The 20,343-nt window shown below is 76.3% G+C and carries 18 protein-coding genes; 10 read left to right on the plus strand and 8 right to left on the minus strand.

The window, feature by feature from the left end; translation table 11 throughout:
- Positions 1-65: 65 nt before the first annotated feature.
- Genes ACFO3M_RS17955 through ACFO3M_RS17970 form a run of 4 tightly spaced genes read right to left on the minus strand, consistent with a single transcriptional unit; the run spans position 66 to position 4,289 of the window.
- The gene (locus tag ACFO3M_RS17955) at positions 66-326 is read right to left on the minus strand and encodes an HPr family phosphocarrier protein (RefSeq protein WP_387991904.1); all 261 of its coding nucleotides are present in this window, start codon (positions 324-326) and stop codon (positions 66-68) included.
- A 52-nt stretch (positions 327-378) separates the two neighbouring features.
- Complete coding sequence (locus tag ACFO3M_RS17960; protein ID WP_387991907.1) at positions 379-2,496, minus strand: PTS fructose transporter subunit IIABC; 2,118 nt, start codon at positions 2,494-2,496, stop codon at positions 379-381.
- An 18-nt stretch (positions 2,497-2,514) separates the two neighbouring features.
- Positions 2,515-3,525, minus strand: coding sequence for a 1-phosphofructokinase family hexose kinase (locus ACFO3M_RS17965; protein ID WP_387991910.1), 1,011 nt, complete (start codon positions 3,523-3,525; stop codon positions 2,515-2,517).
- The gene (locus ACFO3M_RS17970) at positions 3,522-4,289 is read right to left on the minus strand and encodes a DeoR/GlpR family DNA-binding transcription regulator (protein ID WP_387991913.1); all 768 of its coding nucleotides are present in this window, start codon (positions 4,287-4,289) and stop codon (positions 3,522-3,524) included. The genes ACFO3M_RS17965 and ACFO3M_RS17970 overlap by 4 nt, the downstream gene beginning before the upstream one ends.
- Before the next feature lie 194 nt (positions 4,290-4,483).
- Here ACFO3M_RS17970 and ACFO3M_RS17975 point away from each other — a divergent pair, with 194 nt between their 5' ends.
- The 3 genes from ACFO3M_RS17975 (at position 4,484) to ACFO3M_RS17985 (ending at position 8,745) form a co-directional block, all read left to right on the plus strand.
- Positions 4,484-6,169 carry a putative PEP-binding protein gene (locus tag ACFO3M_RS17975; RefSeq protein WP_387991916.1) on the plus strand — a complete coding sequence of 562 codons (1,686 nt, stop codon included), beginning with the start codon at positions 4,484-4,486 and terminating at the stop codon, positions 6,167-6,169.
- 175 nt (positions 6,170-6,344) lie between these two features.
- On the plus strand, positions 6,345-6,497 hold the full coding sequence (locus ACFO3M_RS17980) for a hypothetical protein (protein ID WP_387991919.1): 153 nt from the start codon (positions 6,345-6,347) through the stop codon (positions 6,495-6,497).
- Positions 6,498-6,654: 157 nt separating this feature from the next.
- Entirely contained in the window at positions 6,655-8,745 is a 2,091-nt protein-coding gene (locus tag ACFO3M_RS17985) for a diguanylate cyclase domain-containing protein (RefSeq protein ID WP_387991922.1), read from the plus strand.
- 54 nt (positions 8,746-8,799) lie between these two features.
- On the opposite strand, the gene ACFO3M_RS17990 is transcribed toward ACFO3M_RS17985, so the two are convergent.
- On the minus strand, positions 8,800-9,639 hold the full coding sequence (locus ACFO3M_RS17990; RefSeq protein WP_387991925.1) for a tyrosine-protein phosphatase: 840 nt from the start codon (positions 9,637-9,639) through the stop codon (positions 8,800-8,802).
- 201 nt (positions 9,640-9,840) lie between these two features.
- Between ACFO3M_RS17990 and ACFO3M_RS17995 the strand changes: the two genes are divergently transcribed.
- Genes ACFO3M_RS17995 through ACFO3M_RS18015 form a run of 5 tightly spaced genes read left to right on the plus strand, consistent with a single transcriptional unit; the run spans position 9,841 to position 14,731 of the window.
- A complete protein-coding gene (locus ACFO3M_RS17995; RefSeq protein ID WP_387991928.1) occupies positions 9,841-11,061 on the plus strand; it encodes a substrate-binding domain-containing protein in 1,221 nt (406 codons plus the stop codon).
- Positions 11,062-11,089: 28 nt separating this feature from the next.
- Complete coding sequence (locus tag ACFO3M_RS18000; protein WP_387991931.1) at positions 11,090-11,887, plus strand: ABC transporter ATP-binding protein; 798 nt, start codon at positions 11,090-11,092, stop codon at positions 11,885-11,887.
- Positions 11,884-12,705, plus strand: a complete 822-nt coding sequence (locus ACFO3M_RS18005) for an ABC transporter ATP-binding protein (protein WP_387991934.1) — start codon at positions 11,884-11,886, stop codon at positions 12,703-12,705. The genes ACFO3M_RS18000 and ACFO3M_RS18005 overlap by 4 nt, the downstream gene beginning before the upstream one ends.
- Positions 12,702-13,586: a branched-chain amino acid ABC transporter permease gene (locus ACFO3M_RS18010; protein ID WP_387991938.1), complete on the plus strand. Its 885-nt coding sequence runs from the start codon at positions 12,702-12,704 to the stop codon at positions 13,584-13,586. The genes ACFO3M_RS18005 and ACFO3M_RS18010 overlap by 4 nt, the downstream gene beginning before the upstream one ends.
- Positions 13,583-14,731, plus strand: coding sequence for a branched-chain amino acid ABC transporter permease (locus ACFO3M_RS18015; RefSeq protein ID WP_387991941.1), 1,149 nt, complete (start codon positions 13,583-13,585; stop codon positions 14,729-14,731). Before ACFO3M_RS18010 ends, ACFO3M_RS18015 begins: the two co-directional genes overlap by 4 nt.
- Before the next feature lie 86 nt (positions 14,732-14,817).
- Here ACFO3M_RS18015 and ACFO3M_RS18020 read toward each other — a convergent pair whose 3' ends face one another.
- A complete protein-coding gene (locus ACFO3M_RS18020; RefSeq protein ID WP_387991944.1) occupies positions 14,818-15,696 on the minus strand; it encodes a 3-methyladenine DNA glycosylase in 879 nt (292 codons plus the stop codon).
- Positions 15,697-15,783: 87 nt separating this feature from the next.
- Here ACFO3M_RS18020 and ACFO3M_RS18025 point away from each other — a divergent pair, with 87 nt between their 5' ends.
- Positions 15,784-15,966, plus strand: a complete 183-nt coding sequence (locus ACFO3M_RS18025) for a hypothetical protein (RefSeq protein ID WP_387991947.1) — start codon at positions 15,784-15,786, stop codon at positions 15,964-15,966.
- Here the strand turns inward: ACFO3M_RS18025 and ACFO3M_RS18030 are convergent.
- Entirely contained in the window at positions 15,956-17,908 is a 1,953-nt protein-coding gene (locus ACFO3M_RS18030; RefSeq protein WP_387992163.1) for a helix-turn-helix domain-containing protein, read from the minus strand. The two genes, ACFO3M_RS18025 and ACFO3M_RS18030, sit on opposite strands and share 11 nt — an antisense overlap.
- Before the next feature lie 17 nt (positions 17,909-17,925).
- A complete protein-coding gene (locus ACFO3M_RS18035; RefSeq protein ID WP_387991950.1) occupies positions 17,926-18,678 on the minus strand; it encodes a 3-hydroxybutyrate dehydrogenase in 753 nt (250 codons plus the stop codon).
- 239 nt (positions 18,679-18,917) lie between these two features.
- On the opposite strand from ACFO3M_RS18035, the gene ACFO3M_RS18040 reads away from it, so the two are divergent.
- The gene (locus tag ACFO3M_RS18040; RefSeq protein WP_387991953.1) at positions 18,918-20,288 is read left to right on the plus strand and encodes an MFS transporter; all 1,371 of its coding nucleotides are present in this window, start codon (positions 18,918-18,920) and stop codon (positions 20,286-20,288) included.
- Positions 20,289-20,343: the final 55 nt, after the last annotated feature.

Raw genomic sequence — 20,343 nt, forward strand, 5'->3', positions numbered from 1 at the left:
GCACACGACGGCGCCCGTCCCCTCCGGCCGGAGGGGACGGGCGCCGTCGTGTGCGTGCCGGTCGGCTACTCGGCGTCGAGGTCCTGGGCCACCAGGCCGGCGATGTGCTCGACCACCGAGGCGTCGTCGCTGGTCACGGTGACCTCGGCGCCCTTCTGGGCACCGAGCGTCATGATCATCAACGGCGACCCGGCGTCGACGGGGTTGCCTCCGGGGGTGGCCAGGGTGACCGGGACGCCGGCCTTGCCCACGGCCTCCGCGATGAGCGCGGCGGGGCGGGCGTGCAGGCCGACCCGGGAGCCGACGGTGACGGTCTGACTGGGCATGGGATGGATGTCCTCGCTGCTCGGGGTGGGTGGTGGGGTCGAGCCTGCCGTGTCAGGCGCGCGTGGGCGCGTCGACGGTCGCGGCGGGCGCCGCGGTGTGGGCGTGCGCCAGGTCGACGGCGTCCTCGGGGACGGCCTCGGCCTTGGGCCGGCCGATGTTCTTGGCGACGACGACCGCGATGGCACCGACGATCGTGCCGACGAGCAGCGCCAGGAGGAACATCAGGATCCCGTTCATCGCGAAGAACACGAAGATCCCGCCGTGGGGAGCCTGCAGCTCGACGCCGGCACCGGCCACGATGGCCCCGGCAGTCGCCGCGCCCAGCATGATCGACGGGATGACCCGCAGCGGGTCGGCCGCGGCGAACGGGATGGCGCCCTCGGTGATGAACGCGGCACCCAGCAACCACGCGGCCTTGCCGTTGTCCCGCTCGGCCGGGGTGAACACCTTCGGCCGGAGGGCGGAGGCCAGGGCCAGGGCGAGCGGCGGGACCATGCCGGCGGCCATGACGGTCGCCATGATGACCAGCGGGAAGCGGTCCGCGCCGGGGTCGCCGAGGTCGACCGCGGCCAGGCCGGTGGTGGCGAAGGCGTAGGCCGCCTTGTTGACCGGACCACCCATGTCGAAGGCCATCATCAGGCCGAGGATGATGCCGAGCAGGATCACCGAGCTGCCGGACAGGCCGTTGAGCCAGTTGGTGAGGCCCTCGGTCGCGGCGGCGAGGGGCCGGCCGAGCACGAGGAACATCAGCCCGCCGGCGACGAGCGTGGCGCCGAGCGGGATGATCACGACCGGCATCAGCCCCCGGGCGAAGGCCGGCACCTTGAGCCGGGACAGCCACAGCGCGGTCAGCCCGGCGATGACGCCGCCGACGATGCCGCCGAGGAAGCCGGCGCTGACGAAGCTGGCCACGGTGCCCACGACGAAGCCGGGGGCGATGCCGGGCCGGTCGGCGATCGCGTAGGCGATGTAGCCGGCCAGGGCCGGGACGAGGAAGCTGAACGCGAGCTGGCCGAGCTTGAGGAGCACGGCGCCGAGATACGCGGACAAGCCGCCGTCGGGCAGGTCCGCCAGCGAGTTGTTGATGACGATGTCGTCGGCGGTGGCGGTGATGTCGTAGCCGCCGAGGAGGAAGCCGAGGGCGATCAGCAGACCCCCGGCGGCGACGAACGGGATCATGTAGCTCACGCCGGTCAGCAGCCAGCGCCGGATCTCCGCGCCCAGGCTCGGCCTGGGGCCGGTGGCGGCACCGTCGGACGCGGCGGCGGCCGTGCCGGGCACCCGTCGGGCGTTGGGGTCGTCGGCGGCGGCCAGCGCCTCGCGGACCATCACGTCGGGCTCGTTGATGGCCCGCTTGGTCCCCGACTGCACCAGGGGCTTGCCGGCGAAGCGCTCCTGGTCCTTGACGCCCACGTCGACGGCGAAGATGACCGCGTCCGCGGAGCGGATGACGGCCGGGTCCAGGGGAGTGGAACCCGAGGAGCCCTGCGTCTCGACCACCAGGTCGACGCCGGCGGCCTGCGCCGCGGCGGTGAGCTTGTCGGCGGCCATGTAGGTGTGCGCGATCCCGGTCGGGCAGGCGCTGACGGCGACCAGCTTCCGCCGCGCGGCCGGGGCGGCGGCAGGAGCGTCGGCGGGAGCGGCCGACGGCGCCGCGGCGGCCGGCGCGGTGGCGGGGGCCGGGACCGACGGGGCCGCGGTCGCGCCGGCCGCCGGCTGCGGGGAGACGACCTCCTCGACCAGCCGGACGACGTCCTCCGCCGAGCCCGCGGCCCGCAGGGAGGCCACGAAGTCCGGCCGGACCAGCGCGCGGGCCAGCGCCGAGAGCAGGGTGAGGTGGTCGGCGTCGCCGGCGGCGGGCGCCGCGATCAGGAAGACCAGGTCGGCCGCGCCGTCCGCGGCGCCGAAGTCGACCCCCGGGGTCAGCCGGGCGAAGGCCAGCGACGCCTGGGTGACCGCGGCCGACCGGCAGTGCGGGATGGCGATGCCGCCGGGCAGGCCCGTGGCGGCCTGCGCCTCGCGGGCGAGCGCGTCACCGGCGAGCGCCTCGGCGCCGGTGGCCCGGCCGGCGTCGGCCACCAGGCCGGCCAGCCGGCGGACGACCGCGGCCTTGTCGGAGCCGAGGTCGGCGTCGAGGACGACCAGCTCGGGCGTGATGAGTGCGGACATGACGGACCTTCCGGGGCGTCAGGGGACGTCGCGGCCGGCGGCCGGGACGGGCTCGGGGAGGGGAGGGGTGCCGGGCAGGCCGGGGGACACCTCGACGGCGTCCGGGTGGACCTGCTCCGGCGTGGGGACGGCGGAGCCCGGCAGCGCGGCGGCGGCCGAGCCGGTGGCGACCGCGCGGCGCAGCCGCTCGGCGGGCGGGGCGCCGGCCAGGTCGGCCAGCAGGTGGCCGGCCAAGCTCGAGTCGCCGGCGCCGACGGTGCTGCGGACGGCGATCCGCGGCGCGCGCGCCGACCACACGCCGTCGGCCGTGGACAGCACCGCGCCGGCACCGCCCAGGGTCAGCAGCACCTCGCCGACGCCGCCGGCGTGCAGGGCCCGCACCGCCGCGAGGAGGACGGCGGGGTCGGCGAGCAGCGCGGCCTCGGTCGTGCCGGCGACCTGGGCCAGCTCCTCGGCGTTGGGCTTGAGCAGGTCCGGCGCGGACGCGGCGCCCGCGGCGAGCAGCGCCCGCAGCGGCCCCTCGGAGGTGTCGACGGCGACCCGGGCGCCGGTGCCGCGGACGGCGCGGACCAGCTCGGCGTACCAGTCCTCGGGCGTGCCGGGCGGCAGCGAGCCGGACAGCACCACCCAGTCGGCGCCCGCGGCGGCCGCGGCCACGGCGGCGGCGAGCGCGGCGCGCAGGCCGGCGTCCAGCGGGGTGCCGGGCTCGTTGAGCTTGGTGGTGGTCCCGTCGGGCTCGGTGAGCGAGTAGTTGGTGCGCACCGGGGCGCCGGTGGGAACGGTGACCAGCGGCAGGTGCAGCGCGTGCAGCGCGGTCACCAGCGGGTCGGTGGGGTCGGCGGGCACGACGGCGAGGACGTCGGCGCCGGCGGCCGCCAGCGCGCGGGCGACGTTGACGCCCTTGCCGCCGGGCTCGGTGGAGCTCGCGCCCAGCCGGGCGACCTCGCCGCGGGCCAGCGCGCCGGGGAGGGCCAGCGTCCGGTCCAGGCTGGGGTTCGCCGTCAGCGTGACGACCCGTCCCCCGCTCACGCGACCACGACCTCGACGCCCGCGGCGTCCAGCTCGTCGAGGACCGCGGGGTCGGCGCCGTCGTCGGTGACGACGACGTCGACGTCGTCGAGGGAGGCGAAGCGGACCAGGTGCTCGCGGCCGAGCTTGCTGCTGTCGGCCAGCACGACCACCCGCTGCCCGGCCCGCACCATCGCCCGCTTCACCGAGGCCTCGGCCTCGTCCGGGGTGGTCAGGCCGTGGCCGGGGGTGATGCCGTTGGTGCCGAGGAAGGCGACGTCGACCCGCAGCTCGGCCAGCGCCCGCACCGGCGTCTCGCCGACCGCGCACTGGGTGAGCCCGCGGACGCGGCCGCCGAGCAGGTGCAGCGTCACGCCCGGCGCGTTGGCCAGCCGGGCGGCGATCGGCACCGCGTTGGTGGCCACGAACAGCGACCGGTCGACCGGCAGCACCTCGGCCAGCGCGGCGGTGGTGCTGCCGCCGTCGAGCAGCAGGCTGCCGCCGCGGCCGGGCAGCAGGTCCAGCGCCGCCGAGGCGATCTTCCGCTTGGCCTCGGCGCGGGTGGCGTTGCGCTCGGCCAGCGCCGTCTCCATGAGCGTCAGCGACCCGGCGGGGACCGCGCCGCCGTGCACGCGCCGCAGGACACCGGCCCGCTCGAGGACGGCGAGGTCCCGGCGCACCGTCTCGGTGGTGACCCCGAACTGCTCGGCCACCGCGGTGACCGCGATCCGCCCCTGCTCGGCGACCAGCGTGGCGATCGCCTGCTGGCGTTCCTCGGCGTACACCCCGTCGACCCCCTCGGTCGTCGTCCCCGGCGTCCTCCGGAGGCCGGTGGCGGTGCCCGAACATGTGGGAACGGGCTTGTGTCTCTGTGGTTGTACGTTGGTTACGTTGACAAGTCAACACGCTTTCGTGATTGTGGTCACCGACGGACGACGAGGTCCCCGACCGACATCCCTCCGACCGACGCGAGGTCCGCATGTCCACCACCGCCGCCGCCAGCACCGTGCTCACCGGGACCCCGGTCGTCCCCGGCGTGGTCCTCGGTCCCGTCGTCCGGCCCTCCGGTGCCGTCCGGCTGCCCGCCGAGGCGTTCGACGAGCTGCCGGAGTCCGCCCGGGAGGAGGAGCGGGCGCGCTTCACCGCGGCGGCCGAGGCCGTCGCGGGCCGCCTGGCCGACCGCGCCGCGGCGGCGACGGGGATGACCGCGGAGGTCCTGTCGGCGACCGCCGGCATGGCCCGCGACCGCGGGCTGCTCGGCGCGGTGGAGCAGCGGATCGGCGCCGGCGTCCCCGCCGCGGTGGCGACGGTGCAGGCCGCGCAGCAGTTCGTCGACGTCTTCACCTCGCTGGGCGGCGTCATGGCCGAGCGGGTGACCGACGTGCGCGACGTCCGCGACCGCGTCGTCGCCGAGCTGACCGGCCAGGGCGAGCCCGGCGTCCCCGCGCCCGAGCGGCCGTCGGTCCTGCTCGCCGACGACCTCGCGCCCGCCGACACCGCCGGCCTCGACCCCGCCCGCATCGTCGGGCTGGCCACCCGCCTGGGCGGGACCACCAGCCACACCGCGATCATCGCCCGGCAGCTGGGCCTGCCCCTCGTCGTCGCGGTGGAGGGGCTGGACGCCGTCCCCGCCGGCGCGACCGTGCTGCTCGACGCCGAGGAGGGCACCGTCACCGTCGACCCCGACCCGGCGGTGGCCGCCGGCCAGCTCGAGGCCGCCCGCCGCGCGGCCGAGGCCCTGGCCGGCTACCAGGGGCCGGCCGCCACGCGCGACGGCGTCCCGGTCCCCGTGCTGGCCAACGTGCAGGACGGTGACGGCACCCGGGCGGCGCTGGCCGCGCACGCCGAGGGCGTCGGCCTGTTCCGCACCGAGCTCGCCTTCCTCGGCCGGGCCGCCGAGCCGACCGTCGAGGAGCAGGCGAGCGGCTACGCCGACGTCCTCGAGGCCGCGGCCGGCCGCCGGGTCGTCCTGCGCACCCTCGACGCCGGCTCGGACAAGCCGCTGGAGTTCGCGACCCCGCCGGAGGAGGCCAACCCCGCGCTCGGCGTCCGCGGCCTGCGGGTGGCCCGCCGTGACCCCGGCCTGCTCGACCGCCAGCTCGACGCCGTCGCCGAGGCCGCCCGCCGCACCGGCGCCACGCCCTGGGTGATGGCGCCGATGGTCGCCACCGAGGGCGAGGCCGCGGACTTCGCCGCCCGGGTGCGCGAGCGCGGGCTGGTGCCCGGCGTCATGGTCGAGGTGCCCTCGGCGGCGCTGCTGGCCGACCGCGTGCTCCGGCACGTCGACTTCCTGTCCATCGGCACCAACGACCTGTCGCAGTACGCGCTGGCCGCCGACCGGCTCTCCGCGGACCTGGCCGACCTCACCGACCCGTGGCAGCCGGCGCTGCTGGCCCTGGTCGAGCTGACCGCGGCCGCGGGCCGGCGGGCGGGCAAGCCGGTCGGCGTCTGCGGTGAGGCGGCGGCCGACCCGCTGCTCGCCTGCGTCCTCGTCGGCCTCGGCGTCACCTCGCTGTCCTGCGCCGGCTCCGCCGTCGCCGGGGTCGGGGCGCGGCTGGCCACGGTCGACCTCGCCGCCTGCCGGGAGGCCGCGGAGCCGGCGATGGCCGCCGACGACCCGCGCGCCGGCCGCCCCGCCGCCCGGGCGGTGCTCGCCCGCGCCTGACGACACCGCCGCGCGGGTGTCCGCGCCGCCGTCACCTGGTGACCGATCCCACCCTCCCGGGTGAACGATCGTCGGACATCTCCTGACACGCCCTGCGATCCTTCGGAATACTCAGGACGTCACCTGCTTTACTACAGGTGCACGACGACGAGAGCACCGAAGAGGAGACACGGACATGTCCATCGGGACCACCTGGCGGCAGCGTCGGCAGGCGGCTCGCACGCGGCGGGCCATCGACCGGGCCCTCGCCCGCAGCAGCAGCCCGGCGATGCGCGACGAGCTGCTCACCATGGCCAACAGCAACTCGTTCCACACGCGCGGCCTCTGAGCGCCCGGCCGCTCCCCCGCGGCGTACCCGCACGGCCCCGGTCTGCCTCCGCAGCCCGGGGCCGACTGCTGTCCGGGGCACCCCCGGACGGGGGAGCGGCGTCCGGGACCGCGCCGTCCCGCTCAACCCGGCGGCCCCGGGTGCCGATCGTCCCGGCGTGAGCGCAGCAGGACCCGCGGACGGGCCCGTTCCCCCGGTGGAGGCCCGTGAGACGTCGGGTGCGACCACCGGGCTGGTCCTCGCCTTCGTCCGCCAGCACGCCGGCGACGACGCGGCCGAGGAGGTCCTGCGCCGCGCGGGCGTGCCGTTCACGGCCGACGAGCTGTCCCGGCCCTCCACCTGGACCAGCTACGACACCCGCATCCGCCTGTTCACCGCGGCCACCGAGGTGCTGGGCGACCCCGGCGTGATGTTCCGCATCGGGGCGGAGTCCCTGCGGACCGGCATGAACCCGAGCGTCGTCGTCCTCGTGCGGGCCATGGGCTCACCGCGGCAGGTGTTCGCCCGGCTGCCGCGCGCGGTCGCCAACTTCACCACCACCTCGACGATGGAGGTGGTGCGCTCCGACGCCACGTCCGCGACGCTGCGCTACCGGCTGCACGAGGGCTACGCCCACTCGCGGCTGGACTGCGACTACGCGCGCGGGCTGATCAGCATGGTGCCGACCATCTTCGGCCTGGCCCCGGCCGCCGTCGTCCACGAGGAGTGCGAGTCCTCCGGCGGCGAGGCCTGCGTCTACCACCTGACCTGGGAGCGCCGCGGCCGGTGGCCGCGCCGGCGCCGCGGCGCGGACGCGGCCGACCCCGAGCTCGTCGCGCTGCGCCAGCAGGTCCGCAGCCTGCAGTCGGCGGCCACCGACCTGGTCGAGGGCGGGGACCTCGAGACCGTCCTGCGGCGGATCGTGGAGCGCGCGGCGGCCGCCGTCCTCGCCCCCGCCTACCTGCTCGCCGTCTCCTCCCCGCGCGGCGGCGCCCCGCTCGTGCACAGCTCGGGCCTGGCGCCCGCCGAGGTGCCGCCGCTGGTCGCGCGGCTGCTCGCCGGCGCGGACCTGGGCCCCGGCGCGGTGACCGTCGACGTCGCCTCCGCCCGCCGGACCCACGGCCGGCTGGCCGCCCTCCACCGCCCCGGCGACGGCGGCCTCGGCGACGAGCGGGCCATGCTCGCCGCCTACGCCGGCCACGCCGCGGCCGCCCTCGACCTCGTGCTGGCCCTCGAGGACAGCCGGCTGGAGGCCCGCCGGGCCGGCGCCCTCCTGGAGCTGGCGCACGGCCTGGCCCAGGCCGGTGAGGCGCCGGAGGTGTGCGCCGTCGTCGCCGGGGCCCTGCCCGGCATCGTCGGCTGCGGCAGCTCCGGCGTCCTGCTCTGGGACCCGGCCGGCGGCGTGCTGCGGGCGGAGTCCTGCGCCGGGCTGTCCCCGGAGCAGGAGGAGGTCCTGCGGTCGGCGGCCCTGCGGGCCGGGGACGTGCCCGAGGTCTTCGGCATCCTCACCGACCGGGAGCCCCGCGTGATCGGCGCGACCGGCGCCAGCGCCCCGATGCGCGACCTGCTCGCCGCGATGCACCTCACCGACGTCGTCGCCGTGCCGCTGCTCGCCGGCACCACCTTCCTCGGCGTGGTCACCGCCAGCTGGGCCGACGGCGAGGTCAGCCAGGCCCTCGACGCCGACGTCCTCGCCCGGCTGCGCGGTGTCGGCGACCAGGCGTCCACCGCGCTGCAGAAGGCCCGGCTGCTGGAGACCGTCCGGCACCAGGCCACCCACGACGCGCTCACCGGGCTGCCCAACCGGGTCCTCTTCCGCGACCGGCTGGCCGCGGCGCTGGCCGCCGTCGCCCCCACCGGCTCCGTCGGCGTGCTGTTCTGCGACCTCGACCGGTTCAAGGCGGTCAACGACACCCTCGGCCACGCCGCCGGCGACGAGCTGCTGCGCCAGGTGTCGGCCCGGCTGCGGGCCGCGGTGCGCCCCGGCGACACCGTCGGCCGGCTCAGCGGCGACGAGTTCGCCGTCCTGCTGCCCCGGCTGGCCGCACCGGCCGACGCCGACGCCGTCGTGCGCCGGGTGGCGGCGGCCTTCACCGAGCCGTTCCGTCTCGACGGCGTCCCCGCGGCGGTCGGCACGAGCACCGGCGTCGCCGTGCACACCGGCCCCGGCGGCGACGCCGAGCGGCTGCTGCAGGAGGCCGACGCGGCCATGTACCGGCACAAGCACCGCGACCGCCCGGCGGCCCCGGCCCCGCGGTCGGCGGACTAGGCGGCCTCGTCCGGCGAGCACCTCGGCCCCTCCGCGGGGGCGGCGGGGCCTCCCTCAGTCGCGGAGCTTCGCGCGCAGCGCGGCCTGCTCGGCGGCGCCGAAGCCGTGCTCGTCGAGCCAGCCCAGCGGCCCGCCGTGCCGCTCGCCCAGGATCTCCAGCAGCCGGCGCATGGTCGCCGCCCGCGGCGTGTGGCTGGCGACGTCGCGGCGGGTCATGTCGTCGGCGTACGTCGGCGACCGGCGCAGCTTCGCCACCAGTGCCTCGATGACCTCGGCGGTCAGCGCGTAGTCGGCGACGATCTCCTCGTCGGACACCCCGGCCACGGCCAGGCAGAACATGGCGACGACGCCGGTGCGGTCCTTGCCCGCGGCGCAGTGCACGACCGCCGCGCCGTCGCTGGCCACGATCGCCCGCAGCGCCGCCAGCACGTTCTCCGGGCGGTGGTGCAGGTAGCCGAGGTAGGAGCGCACCGCCGGCGGCTCGACCTCGTCGGCCTCGGTGGTCTGCCGCGGCAGCACCGTCTCGGCCCAGTCGGCCGGCAGGTCGGGGACCTCGTCCTCCTCGACGGCGAACACGTCGGTGTGGTGGCCCCGCTCGGGCAGCAGGCTGAGGTGCCGGTGCGTGACCTCGGCGACCGCGCGCAGCGGGCCGCGGCCCTCGAGCAGCACCTCGGCGGTGGTGCGCAGGTCGATCACGTCGCTCAGGCGCAGGTCCTCGAGCAGCCGCCGCACGTCCTCGTCGCTGAGGGTCTGCAGGTTGTCGCTGCGCAGCACGCGGCCGAACGCCGTCACGCCGCCGTCGGTGGTGGGCAGGCCGCCCAGGTCGCGCGTGTTCGTCGTCCCGTCGAGCCGCAGCCAGCGGTCGGTGCGCACGTCATCGGAGGTCGAGGTCACCCGTCCGACGGTACGGGCCCGTGGTGAACGTCCCGTGCCGCCCGGAGAGGTGTGCTCGCTCACCACAGGGACGGGTGTGGCTGTGGAGGTCACTGACATGGGCAGTCCGTGACGGGCTCCCTACGGTGTGGTCCAGACCACGCCGGACGGGACCGTCCGGAGCAGCAACCGTGCACCGCCGCACACACCGAGGAGCTCGCCATGTCGCGTCCCCGCCACCGGTCCCGGACCGCCGTCCTCGCCACGGGCGCCGCGCTGGCCCTGTCGGTCGCCGCCTGCGGCAGCCCCACCGCCGCCTCGTCGGGCGGGAGCGGCGGGGACGGCGGCGGCGAGGGCGAGCCGATCCGGGTCGGGCTCGTCTTCTCCTCCACCGGGCCGCTGGCCACCTACGGCGAGCAGTACCTGCAGGGCTTCGAGGCCGGCCTGGACTACGCCACCGACGGCACCGGCGAGGTCGACGGCCGGCCGATCGAGATCGTCGAGCGCGACGACGCCGGCGACCCCGCCAAGGCCGTCGCCGAGGCCACCGACCTCATCGGCCAGGGCGTGCAGGTGCTCGCCGGGTCCACCGCCTCGGGCGTGGCCACCCAGGTCGCGCCGCTGGCCGAGCAGAACGACGTCCTGTTCATCTCCGGGCCGGCCGCCACCGACGCGGTGACCGGCGTCAACGACAACACCTTCCGGTCGGGCCGGCAGACCTACCAGGACATCCTCACCGCGCAGTCGTTCATCGGCGACGCGCAGGGCAAGACCGTGCTGGTCTTCGCCCAGGACAGCGCCTTCGGCCAGGCCAACGTCGGCGCCGTCACCGCCGTCCTCGGCGAGGCCGGGGCCACGGTCACCCCGCTGCTGGTGCCGGCCAGCGCCACCGACTTCACGCCGTTCGCCTCCCAGGCCCGCGACGCCGGCGCCGACCTGGTCTTCGTCGCCTGGGCCGGGGAGACCGCGCCGGCCATGTGGCAGGCGATGGGCCAGCAGGGCGTGCTCGACTCCACCACCGTCGTCACCGGCCTGGACATCCGCGCCAGCTACGCCACCTACGGCGCGCAGGCCACGCAGATCGACTACCTGTCGCACTTCTTCGCCGAGGCCGTCGACAACGAGGTCAGCCAGGCGATGACCGAGCGGGTCGAGGAGGCCGGCGGCACGGTCGACCTGTTCACCCCGGACGGCTTCACCGCCGCGCAGATGGTCGTGCACGCGCTCCAGGAGGGCGGCGACGACGTCGGCGCCATGGTCGAGGCACTCGAGGGCTGGCAGTTCGACGGCGTCAAGGGCGAGCTGACCATCCGCGAGGAGGACCACGCGCTCCTGCAGCCGATGTTCCAGGCCCGCCTGGAGCAGCAGGGCGACGAGCTCGTCCCGGTGCTCGTCGAGACCCTCGACCCGGAGGCCACCGCGCCGCCGGTCGCCACCTCCTGACCCAGGCGCTCCTCCCGAGGACCGGGCAGTGACCACCTCCCTCCCCGCCCCGGCACCGGCCGCCCGCCCCGCGGGCGAGCCGGTGCTCCGGGTGGCCGGCCTGACCTGCGCGATCGGCGGCGCGGTCATCGTCTCCGACGTCTCCCTCGACGTCGCCCCCGGCGAGTTCGTCGCCGTCATCGGGCCCAACGGGGCGGGCAAGACCTCCCTGTTCAACCTGCTCTCCGGGCTGCTGCCGGTCACCGCCGGCACGATCACCCTGGACGGCACCGACATCACCCGCGCCGGCCCGGCCGCGCGGGCCCGCCTGGGACTGGGCCGGACCTTCCAGTCCTCGTCGGTGTTCGCGGGCCTCGGCGTCCGGGAGAACGTGCGCCTGGCGGCGCAGGCCCGGCTCGGCGGCAGCCTGCGGCCCTGGCAGCGGGTGCGCCCCTCGGACCGGGCGTTCGAGGTGGCCGAGCGGGCGCTGGGCCGGGTGGGCCTCGCCGCCCGCGGCGACGCGCTCGCCGGGTCCCTCTCCCACGGCGACAAGCGCAAGCTGGAACTGGCGATCCTGCTGGCCACCGACCCCGCCGTCGTGCTGCTCGACGAGCCGATGGCCGGCGTCAGCACCGGGGAGGTCGCCGGCCTCACCCAGGTCATCGCCGACGTGCACCGCGAGGAGGGCCGGACGGTGCTCATGGTCGAGCACCACATGGACGTCCTGCTCGGCCTCGCCGACCGGGTCGCCGTCATGCACCACGGCGCGCTGCTCGCCCTGGACACCCCGGCACGGGTCACCGCCGACCCCGTCGTCCAGGAGGCCTACCTGGGGGACCAGCTGTGACCGCCGACCGGCCGGTGCTGCTCCGGCTCTCCGACGTGCACGTCCGGCTGTCCGGATCGCACATCCTGCAGGGGGTCGACCTCACCGTCCGCCGCGGCGGGGTGACGGCCCTGCTCGGCCGCAACGGCGCGGGCAAGACGACGACGGTGAAGTCGGTGCTCGGCCTGGTGCCCTCGACCGGCCGCATCGAGCTCACCGACGCCGCCGGCCGCGTGCACCGGCTGTCGGGCCGGCGCACCCACGACGTCGTCCGGCTCGGCGTCGGCTACGCGCCCGAGGACCGCGAGGTCTTCGGCGGGCTGACCGTGGCCGAGAACCTCACGCTGGCCGAGCGGCGCGACTCCGCGCACCACCACGACCGCGTGTACGAGCTGTTCCCGGAGCTCGCGAAGCGCAGCCGCCAGCTGGCCGGGACCCTCTCGGGCGGCCAGCAGCAGATGGTGGCCATCGCCCGGCTGCTGCTCAACGACAACCAGCTGCTGCTCGTCGACGAGCCGACCAAGGGCCTGGCGCCGCTGCTGGTCGCCGAGGTCGCCGACGTGCTCGCCCGCGCCGCCGAGGAGGTGACGGTGCTGCTCGTCGAGCAGAACCTGTCCGTGGTGCGCCGCATGGCCACCGACGCCGTCGTCGTCGACCAGGGGCGCGCGGTGTGGAGCGGGTCGGCGCCGGAGCTGCTGGCCGACGCCGACCGCACCCGCGAGCTGCTCGGCGTCGCCTCGAGCGGGGGTGCGCACGCAGTGGGCGAGCTCGCGAGCCCACCGGGGACAGAGCCACGGGTGCGCGTGCACCGGACGAGCGCCGGCGAGGCCGGCGCGTGAGCACCATCGTGCTGCTGACCGTCACGGGCCTCGGGCTCGCGGCGCTGTACTTCCTCGTCGCCTCCGGGCTCTCGCTGATCTTCGGGCTGATGGGCGTGCTCAACTTCGCCCACGGCGCCTTCCTCACCATCGGCGCCTACGGCACCTGGTGGGCCTCGGAGAACCTGCCCGGCGCCGGGTCCGGCGGGTGGGGCTTCGCGTTCGCCGTCGCCTTCGGGGTCGCCGTCGGCACGGTCGTCGCGGCGCTGATCGAGCTGCTGCTGATCCGCCCGCTCTACGAGCGGCACATCGAGCAGGTGCTGGTCACCGTGGGGCTGAGCCTGGCGCTGGTCGCGCTGGTGCGGGCGATCTGGGGCGCCGACCCGCGGCCCTTCCCCGCGCCGGCCTGGGCCAAGGACACGACGTCGGTGCTCGGCGCCAGCGTGCCCAACGACCGCTTCCTGCTCATCGGCAGCGCCGTCGTCGTGCTGCTCGCCGTGCTGGCCTTCCTCCGCTACACCCGCTTCGGCCTGGTCATCCGCGCCGGCGTGGAGAACCGGTCGATGGTGACCGCGCTCGGCATCGACGTGCGGCGGGCGTTCACCCTGGTCTTCGCCATCGGCGGCGCGTTCGCCGCGCTGGCCGGCGCCCTCGGCGGCGTCTACCTCGGCTCGATCTCGCCGGGCCAGGGCACCTCGCTGCTGATCTTCGCCTTCATCGTCGTCGTCATCGGCGGGATGAGCTCGATCACCGGCGCCGCGGTGGCGGCGGTCCTCGTCGGGCTGGTGCAGCAGTTCGCCAACTACTACGCGGCCAGCGGGGTGGGGGACCTGTCGGTCGTCCTGCTGCTCGCCGTCGTCCTGCTGACCCGCCCCGGCGGGCTGACTGCGAGGGTGGCATGAGCCGGAACCTGACGCGGCTGGCGCCGCTGGTCGTCCTCGTCGTCCTGGCGGTCCTGCCGTACTCCACGTTGCAGGTCCCGGGCCTCTTCGACGGCGTCCTCAACAGCCCCGGCACCCTCCAGCTGCTGGCGCTGTGCCTTGTCTTCGGCGGGGTGGCGCTGTCCTACGACCTGCTGTTCGGGTTCACCGGGCTGCTGTCGTTCGGGCACGCGCTCTACTTCGCGGCCGGCACGTACGTGGCCAACCTGGCGCTGACCGAGCTCGGCTGGGGCCTGGGCGCGGCGCTCGCGCTGACCACCGTGGTCGGCATCGCGCTGCCGCTGCTGGTCGGCGGGGTGGCGCTGCGGGTGTCGGGCATCGCCTTCTCCATGGTCACGCTGGCCATGGCGCAGGTCGGGTCGATCGTCGTCCTGCGCGACCCCGGCGGCCTGACCGGCGGCGAGGAGGGCCTGGCGCTGGACCGCTCGAACGTGCCCGACGCGTTCGTCGGCGTCCTCAACACCGTCAACCTGTACTGGCTGGCGCTGGCCTACCTCGCCGTCGTCTACGTCGTCGTCGCGTGGGTGACCGGCTCGCGGGCCGGGCGGGTGTGGCAGGCGATCCGGGAGAACGAGCGCCGGGTCGAGGTGCTGGGCCTGCGGCCCTACTCGTTCAAGCTGGTCGTCTTCGTCCTCGCCGGCCTGCTGGCCGCGCTCGGCGGGGTGGTGCACCTGCTGCTGCTCGGCGGCTCCACGCCCCGGACGACGACCGCCGACTTCACCCTCGGCCTGCTGGTCATGGTGGTGCTCGGCGGGGCGGGCAGCCGGTGGGGCGCGGTGCTCGGTGGCGTCCTCTACACCTACCTCGACAGCCGGCTCACCGACCTCGCCTCCTCGCCCGCCGTGCAGGACCTGCCGGCCTGGCTGCGGGTGCCGCTGTCGGAGCCGCTGTTCCTGCTCGGGGCGCTGTTCGTGGTGGTCGTGTTCTTCGTGCCGGGCGGCATCGCGGGCCTGGTCGCCCGGCTGCGCGAGCGCCGCTCGGGCCGCCGTCCCTCGGCGCCCACCGGTGGGGAGACCCCGCCGCCGGGCCGGGTGGTCGAGCAGCTGCGCGAGACGGCGTCCCGCGGGGTGGGCGTCGGCGCGGCCGGCCCCCGCGACGGCGTCTGACGCGGGATCCGCAGCACGATCAGCTGACCTGATCATGCCGCGTCCTGGCTCACCGTCGACCGTGAGCCAGGACGCGCTGCGGTGAGCTAGGACGCCAGCAGCGCGTCGCAGACCTCGACCAGCCGCCGCCGCAGCGGGGCCGCGCGCCCGGCGAACCCCCGCTGCGCGGCCACGTACTCCGCCTTGCCCTCGGCCGTCTCGATCCGCACCGGCGCGTAGCCGCGGTCGGCCAGGTCGTAGGGCGAGGCCCGCATGTCCAGCTCGCGCACCTCGACGGCGAGCTCGAAGCAGTCGGCCACCAGCTCGCCAGGCACCGCGGGGGAGAGCTTGTAGGCCCACTTGTAGAGGTCCATCGTCGCGTGCAGGCAGCCCGGCTGCTCCATCGCGACCTGCGTCTCCCGCGTCGGCTGCAGCCGGTTGAGCCCGACGGCGGACGGCGTGAAGAACCGGAACGCGTCGAAGTGGCTGCACCGGATCGCGTGCGCCTCCACCACGGCGTCGGTGCCCGCCTGCCCCAGCCGCAGCGGGACCGCGTGCCGCCGCTCGTCGGCGCGGTGCACCATCGCCCACTCGTGCAGCCCGAAGCAGCCGGTCTGCGCCGGCCGGGACGCGGTGGCGGCGAGCAGGTCCCGCACGAAGCGGACGGTCGGCGCCCGGTCGGCCAGCCAGGCGGCGACGTCGAGCCGCACCGCGCCGTCGCCGCCGGTCGCGTACCAGCGCCAGGCGGCGTGCGGCGCCGGTCCCTCCGCCGACGGCGCCAGCGCGACGCCCGGGCCCGGGTGCCACCGGCGCAGCCGCGACGGCGTCTCCGAGTAGTAGGTGAACAGGAAGTCCAGCACCGGGTGCTCCTCGCCCCGACGGCGGCGCTCGCGGTGCGGCGCCGTCCACCGCTCCACGCGCGCGGCGGGCGCGGCCGCCCGCGCCGTCCACTCGGCCGCCGGCAGGCAGGGGAGGACGGCGGTCACCGGACCAGGGTAGGAGGGACCTCGGACCCACCGGCCGGGGACGCGACGGTGCCAGCCTGGGGGCCTGCGACGAGGGAGGCGATCGCCATGGCCGGCGACGCGCGGACCACCCCGAAGCCCCTGCTCTGCCGCCTGGGGCTGCACGCCTACGTGCAGCGGCACCCCGACGACGAGCGGCTGCGCGGCCCCGGCCACGAGGTCTGCCGGCGCTGCGGCCGGCGCCGGGACGTCGGGATCGACAGCATCGTCCCGCCGGGTGTCATGGGCTGACCGCTGCGCCCTCGGCGGTGGTCAGCCGGTGCAGCCGCAGCGCCAGCTGCACCTCCAGCGCCCGCTCCGGTGCGGACCAGTCGCGGCCCAGCAGCCGGCCCACCCGGTCCAGCCGCTGGGTGACCGTGTTGACGTGCACGTTGAGCACCTCGGCCGCCCGCGCGGGGGAGCCGCCGGTGTCGAACCAGGCGCGCAGCGTGGCCACCAGGTCGGTGCCGCGGCGGGCGTCGTAGTCGAGCACCGGTGCCAGCGTCGCCTGCACGAAGCCGGGCACGTCGCGGCCCTCGCCCACCAGCAGGCCGACGAAGCCCAGCTCGTCCGCGCTCGCCGACTCCCCGGTGCGGCCCAGCGCCTGCAGCGTCGAGGCGCACCGCCCGGCCTCGGCCCAGGCGCCGGCCACGGCGGCCGGGCCGGGTGCGGGCCCGGCGCCGCCGGCGGTGACCGGCCGCCCGACCGCCGCGGCCACCTCCCGGCGCACGAGCGCGGCCGCCGCCCCCGGCGCGAGGTCGGGCAGGCACAGGACGACGCGGCCGTCGCGGGCCCCGGCGAGCCCGCCGCGGGTGGCGGCGAGGTGCGCGGCGGCGGCCAGCGCCCGGCCGCGGCAGCGCTCCTCCACCCGGACGACGACGACCGACGCCGGCCGGTCCAGGTCGGTGCCCAGCCGGCGGGCGCGCTCGCGCAGGCCGTCGGGGTCGCGCAGCGGGACGGTCAGCAGCTCGTCGAGCAGCTCGCCGCGCACCCGGCTCTCGGCCTCGCCGGCGGTCCGCCGGATGAGCAGCAGCAGCGCGGTGACCAGCGCGGCGCGCTCGAGGATGCGCTGGTCGGCGTCGGACAGGTCGCCCTCGCGCTGCAGCACCAGCCCGCCGAGCAGGTCGCTGTCCACGGTCACCGCCGCGGTCCACCAGTCGCCGTCGCGCACCGTGCGGCCGGTGGAGCGGGCCAGCGCCAGCGCGCCGGCGGGGTCGGGCGGGAGGGCGCCCCCGTCGGCCGCGGGCGACGGGCGGCCCTCCTCGTCGAGCACGGTGATCCGGCCGCCCAGCGCCTCGGTCACCGCCGCGGCCACGCCCTCGACGCCGCCCCCGCGGAGCACGACGTCGATGAACCGGTCGTGCGCTCCCGCGGCCCGCTCCACCGACTCGGTGTGCTCCCGCAGCTCCCGGGTGGCCGCCGACAGCTCCTCCAGGGCGGCCCGGGTCTCCTCCAGCAGCCGCGCGTTGTCCAGCGCGATCGCCGCGTGCGCGGCCAGCGAGCCGAGCAGCGCCACCTCGGACCGGTCGAAGGTCCGCTCGGCGCGGTCGGCGGCGTAGAGCACCCCGATCACCTGCGACCCGCGGATCAGCGGCACGCCGAGGATGGCGACCAGGCCCTCCTCGCGGACGCCGCCGTTGATGTCGTCGGTGTGGTGGAACCGGGCGTCGTCGAAGTAGCTCGCCGTCGCGTAGGGCGCGGCCGTCTGGGCCACGAGCCCGCCCAGCCCCTCGCCCATCGGCAGCCGCAGCGCCTGGAAGCGCGCGGACACCGAGCCGTCGGTCACCCGCATGTAGGTGTCGCCGTGGGCGTCGTCGTTGAGCGTCAGGTACGAGACGTCGGTGCCCAGCAGCTGGCGGGCGCGGCGGACGATCGCGGTGAGCACCGAGTCGACGCCGCGCAGCGTGGCGAGGTCGCTCGCGGTGTCGAACAGCGCCGACAGCTCCGACTCCCGGCGGCGGCGGGCGGCGAAGGCGGCGCGCACCTGCAGCGCCAGGAGCCGGACCCGTTCCAGCTCGGCCAGCGTGGCGGGGTCCGCGCCCGCGGCCCGGGCGCGCACCAGCGGGCCCTCGTACTCGATGGCCGCGGCGTCGTCGAGGACCATCTGCAGGTACTCGGCGGCCGCCGAGGGGACCCGGGACGTGCGGCCGGGGCCGTCGGCGGGCGGTGCTGCGGTCCGGGCCACGACCGGCATTGTCACCGGCCGGGCGATCAGTGGGCGGTCCACCCGCCGTCCATGAGCAGCGAGGTGCCGGTGACCGAGGCCGCGGCGGGGGAGCAGAGCCAGGCGACGGCGTCGGCGACCTCGGCCGGCTCGATCAGCCGCTTGAGCGCCGCCGGCGCCAGCATGACCCGCTCGACGACCTCGTCCTCGGAGATCCCGTGGCTGCGGGCCTGGTCGGCGATCTGCCCCTCGACCAGCGGCGTCCGCACGTAGGCCGGGGCGACGCAGTTGGAGGTGACCCCGTGCGGGGCACCCTCGAGCGCCACCACCTTCGACAGGCCCTCGAGCGCGTGCTTGGCGGTGACGTAGGCGGACTTGAACGGCGACGCCCGGTGCCCGTGCACCGAGCTGACGTTGACCACCCGGCCCCAGCCGCGCCGGTACATGTGCGGCAGCGCGCCGCGCACCAGCCGGAACGGCGCCTCGACCATCAGCCGCTGGATGGTGGAGAAGACCTCGACGGGGAACTCGTGCAGCGGCGCGACGTGCTGGAACCCGGCGTTGTTGACCAGCACGTCGACGTCGAGGTCGAGCGCGTCGACGGCGGTCAGGTCGGAGAGGTCGACGGCGACGGCGGTGCCGCCCACGGTGCGGGCCGCCTCCTCGGCCGCCGCGCCGTCCCGGTCGACGACGACCACCGCGGCACCGGCCTCGGCCAGCCGGGCGGCGACCGCACGGCCGATGCCCGACCCCCCGCCGGTCACCATCGCCCGCCGTCCCTCGAGGTCCTTCGCGCTCATGGCGGCGACGCTAGGCCGCGGGTGCGACCCCTCCCACGGCGGCGGCACACACACCTGCGGCGCCGGTGGTGGGTGCCGCCCACACCGGGTGTCCCGGCCGGTCGGGGCACGGTCCCGCCGCGGGACATGTCCGCGGACCACATGACCTGGTTCACAGAACTGGCCTCCGGCACATGGGCAGGCCCCCGCGCGCTTCCTAGCGTCGGTCGGGTCCGGATCCGTCCACCGAGGAGAACCGCGTGTCCGCACCCGCCCAGACCCACCGGAGACGGAGCTTCGGCCGCGTCGTCGGTGCGAGCATCATCGGCACCACCGTCGAGTGGTACGACTTCTTCCTCTACGGCTCGGCCGCCGCGCTCGTCTTCGGCCCGCTGTTCTTCCCCGACTCGTCCGACTTCGCCGGCGTGCTGCTGGCCTTCGGCACCTACGCCATCGGCTTCGCGGCCCGCCCCATCGGCGCGCTGGTCTTCGGCCACTTCGGCGACCGCGTCGGGCGCAAGAAGCTGCTGGTCGTCTCGCTGCTCATGATGGGCAGCGCCACCTTCGCCATCGGCCTGCTCCCGACCTACGCGACCGTCGGCGCGCTCGCCCCGCTGCTGCTGGTGTTCCTCCGCCTGGTGCAGGGCTTCGCCCTCGGCGGCGAGTGGGGCGGTGCGGTCCTCATCGTCTCCGAGCACGGCCGGCCCGAGAACCGCGGCTTCTGGGCCTCCTGGCCGCAGGCCGGGGCGCCCGCCGGCCAGCTCCTCTCCACCGCCGTGCTCGCGGTGCTGGCTGCCGTCCAGTCCGACGCGGCCTTCGAGTCCTGGGGCTGGCGCATCCCGTTCCTGCTCTCGGCCGTGCTCATCCTGGTCGGCCTGTGGGTGCGGCTGGCGGTCAGCGAGTCGCCGGTGTTCCTCGAGGCCCAGCGCGCCGCCGAGGAGAAGGCCCGGGAGACCGGCGCGGCCGAGCAGGCGCCGATCACCGTCGTCCTCCAGCGCTACAAGCGCGAGGTGCTCGTCGCCATGGGCGCCCGCATCGCCGAGAACGTCGCCTTCTACATCCTCACGGCGTTCACCACGGCCTACCTCACCAAGGCGCTCGGCCTGGACGCCTCGTTCGCCCTGAACGCGCTGCTCGTCGCGTCCGCGGTGCACCTGGTGACGATCCCGATGTGGGGCGCGCTGTCCGACCGCGTCGGCCGGCGGCCGGTCTACCTCCTCGGCGCCGCCGGCACCGGCATCTGGGGCTTCGTCCTGTTCGGCCTGTTCGACACCGGGAGCTTCGCCCTCGTCGTGCTGGCGCTGATCGTCGGCCTGCTGTTCCACGGCGCCATGTACGGCCCGCAGGCGGCGTTCTTCGCCGAGCTGTTCGGCACCAAGGCCCGCTACACCGGCGTCTCCATCGGCGCCCAGCTGGCGTCCCTGGTCGCCGGCGCGCCCGCGCCACTGATCGCGGTCGCCCTGCTCGGCAGCTTCGACGACCCGAGCCCGACCCGCGTGGCCGTCTACCTGGCCGCCTGCGCCGTCGTCACGCTCGTGGCGGTCCTCGCCTACGGCGAGACCCGCGTCCGCGACCTCGCCGCGGACGACGCCGTCGGGACGACGGCGGACCGGGCGGGCGCCCGGGTGTAGCCGCACCCGCTCCCGCCACGGGGCACCCCTGACACGTGTCAGGGGTGCCCCGTGC

The organism is Geodermatophilus arenarius, from assembly GCF_042654585.1.
Taxonomy (GTDB): Bacteria; Actinomycetota; Actinomycetes; order Mycobacteriales; family Geodermatophilaceae; genus Geodermatophilus; species Geodermatophilus arenarius.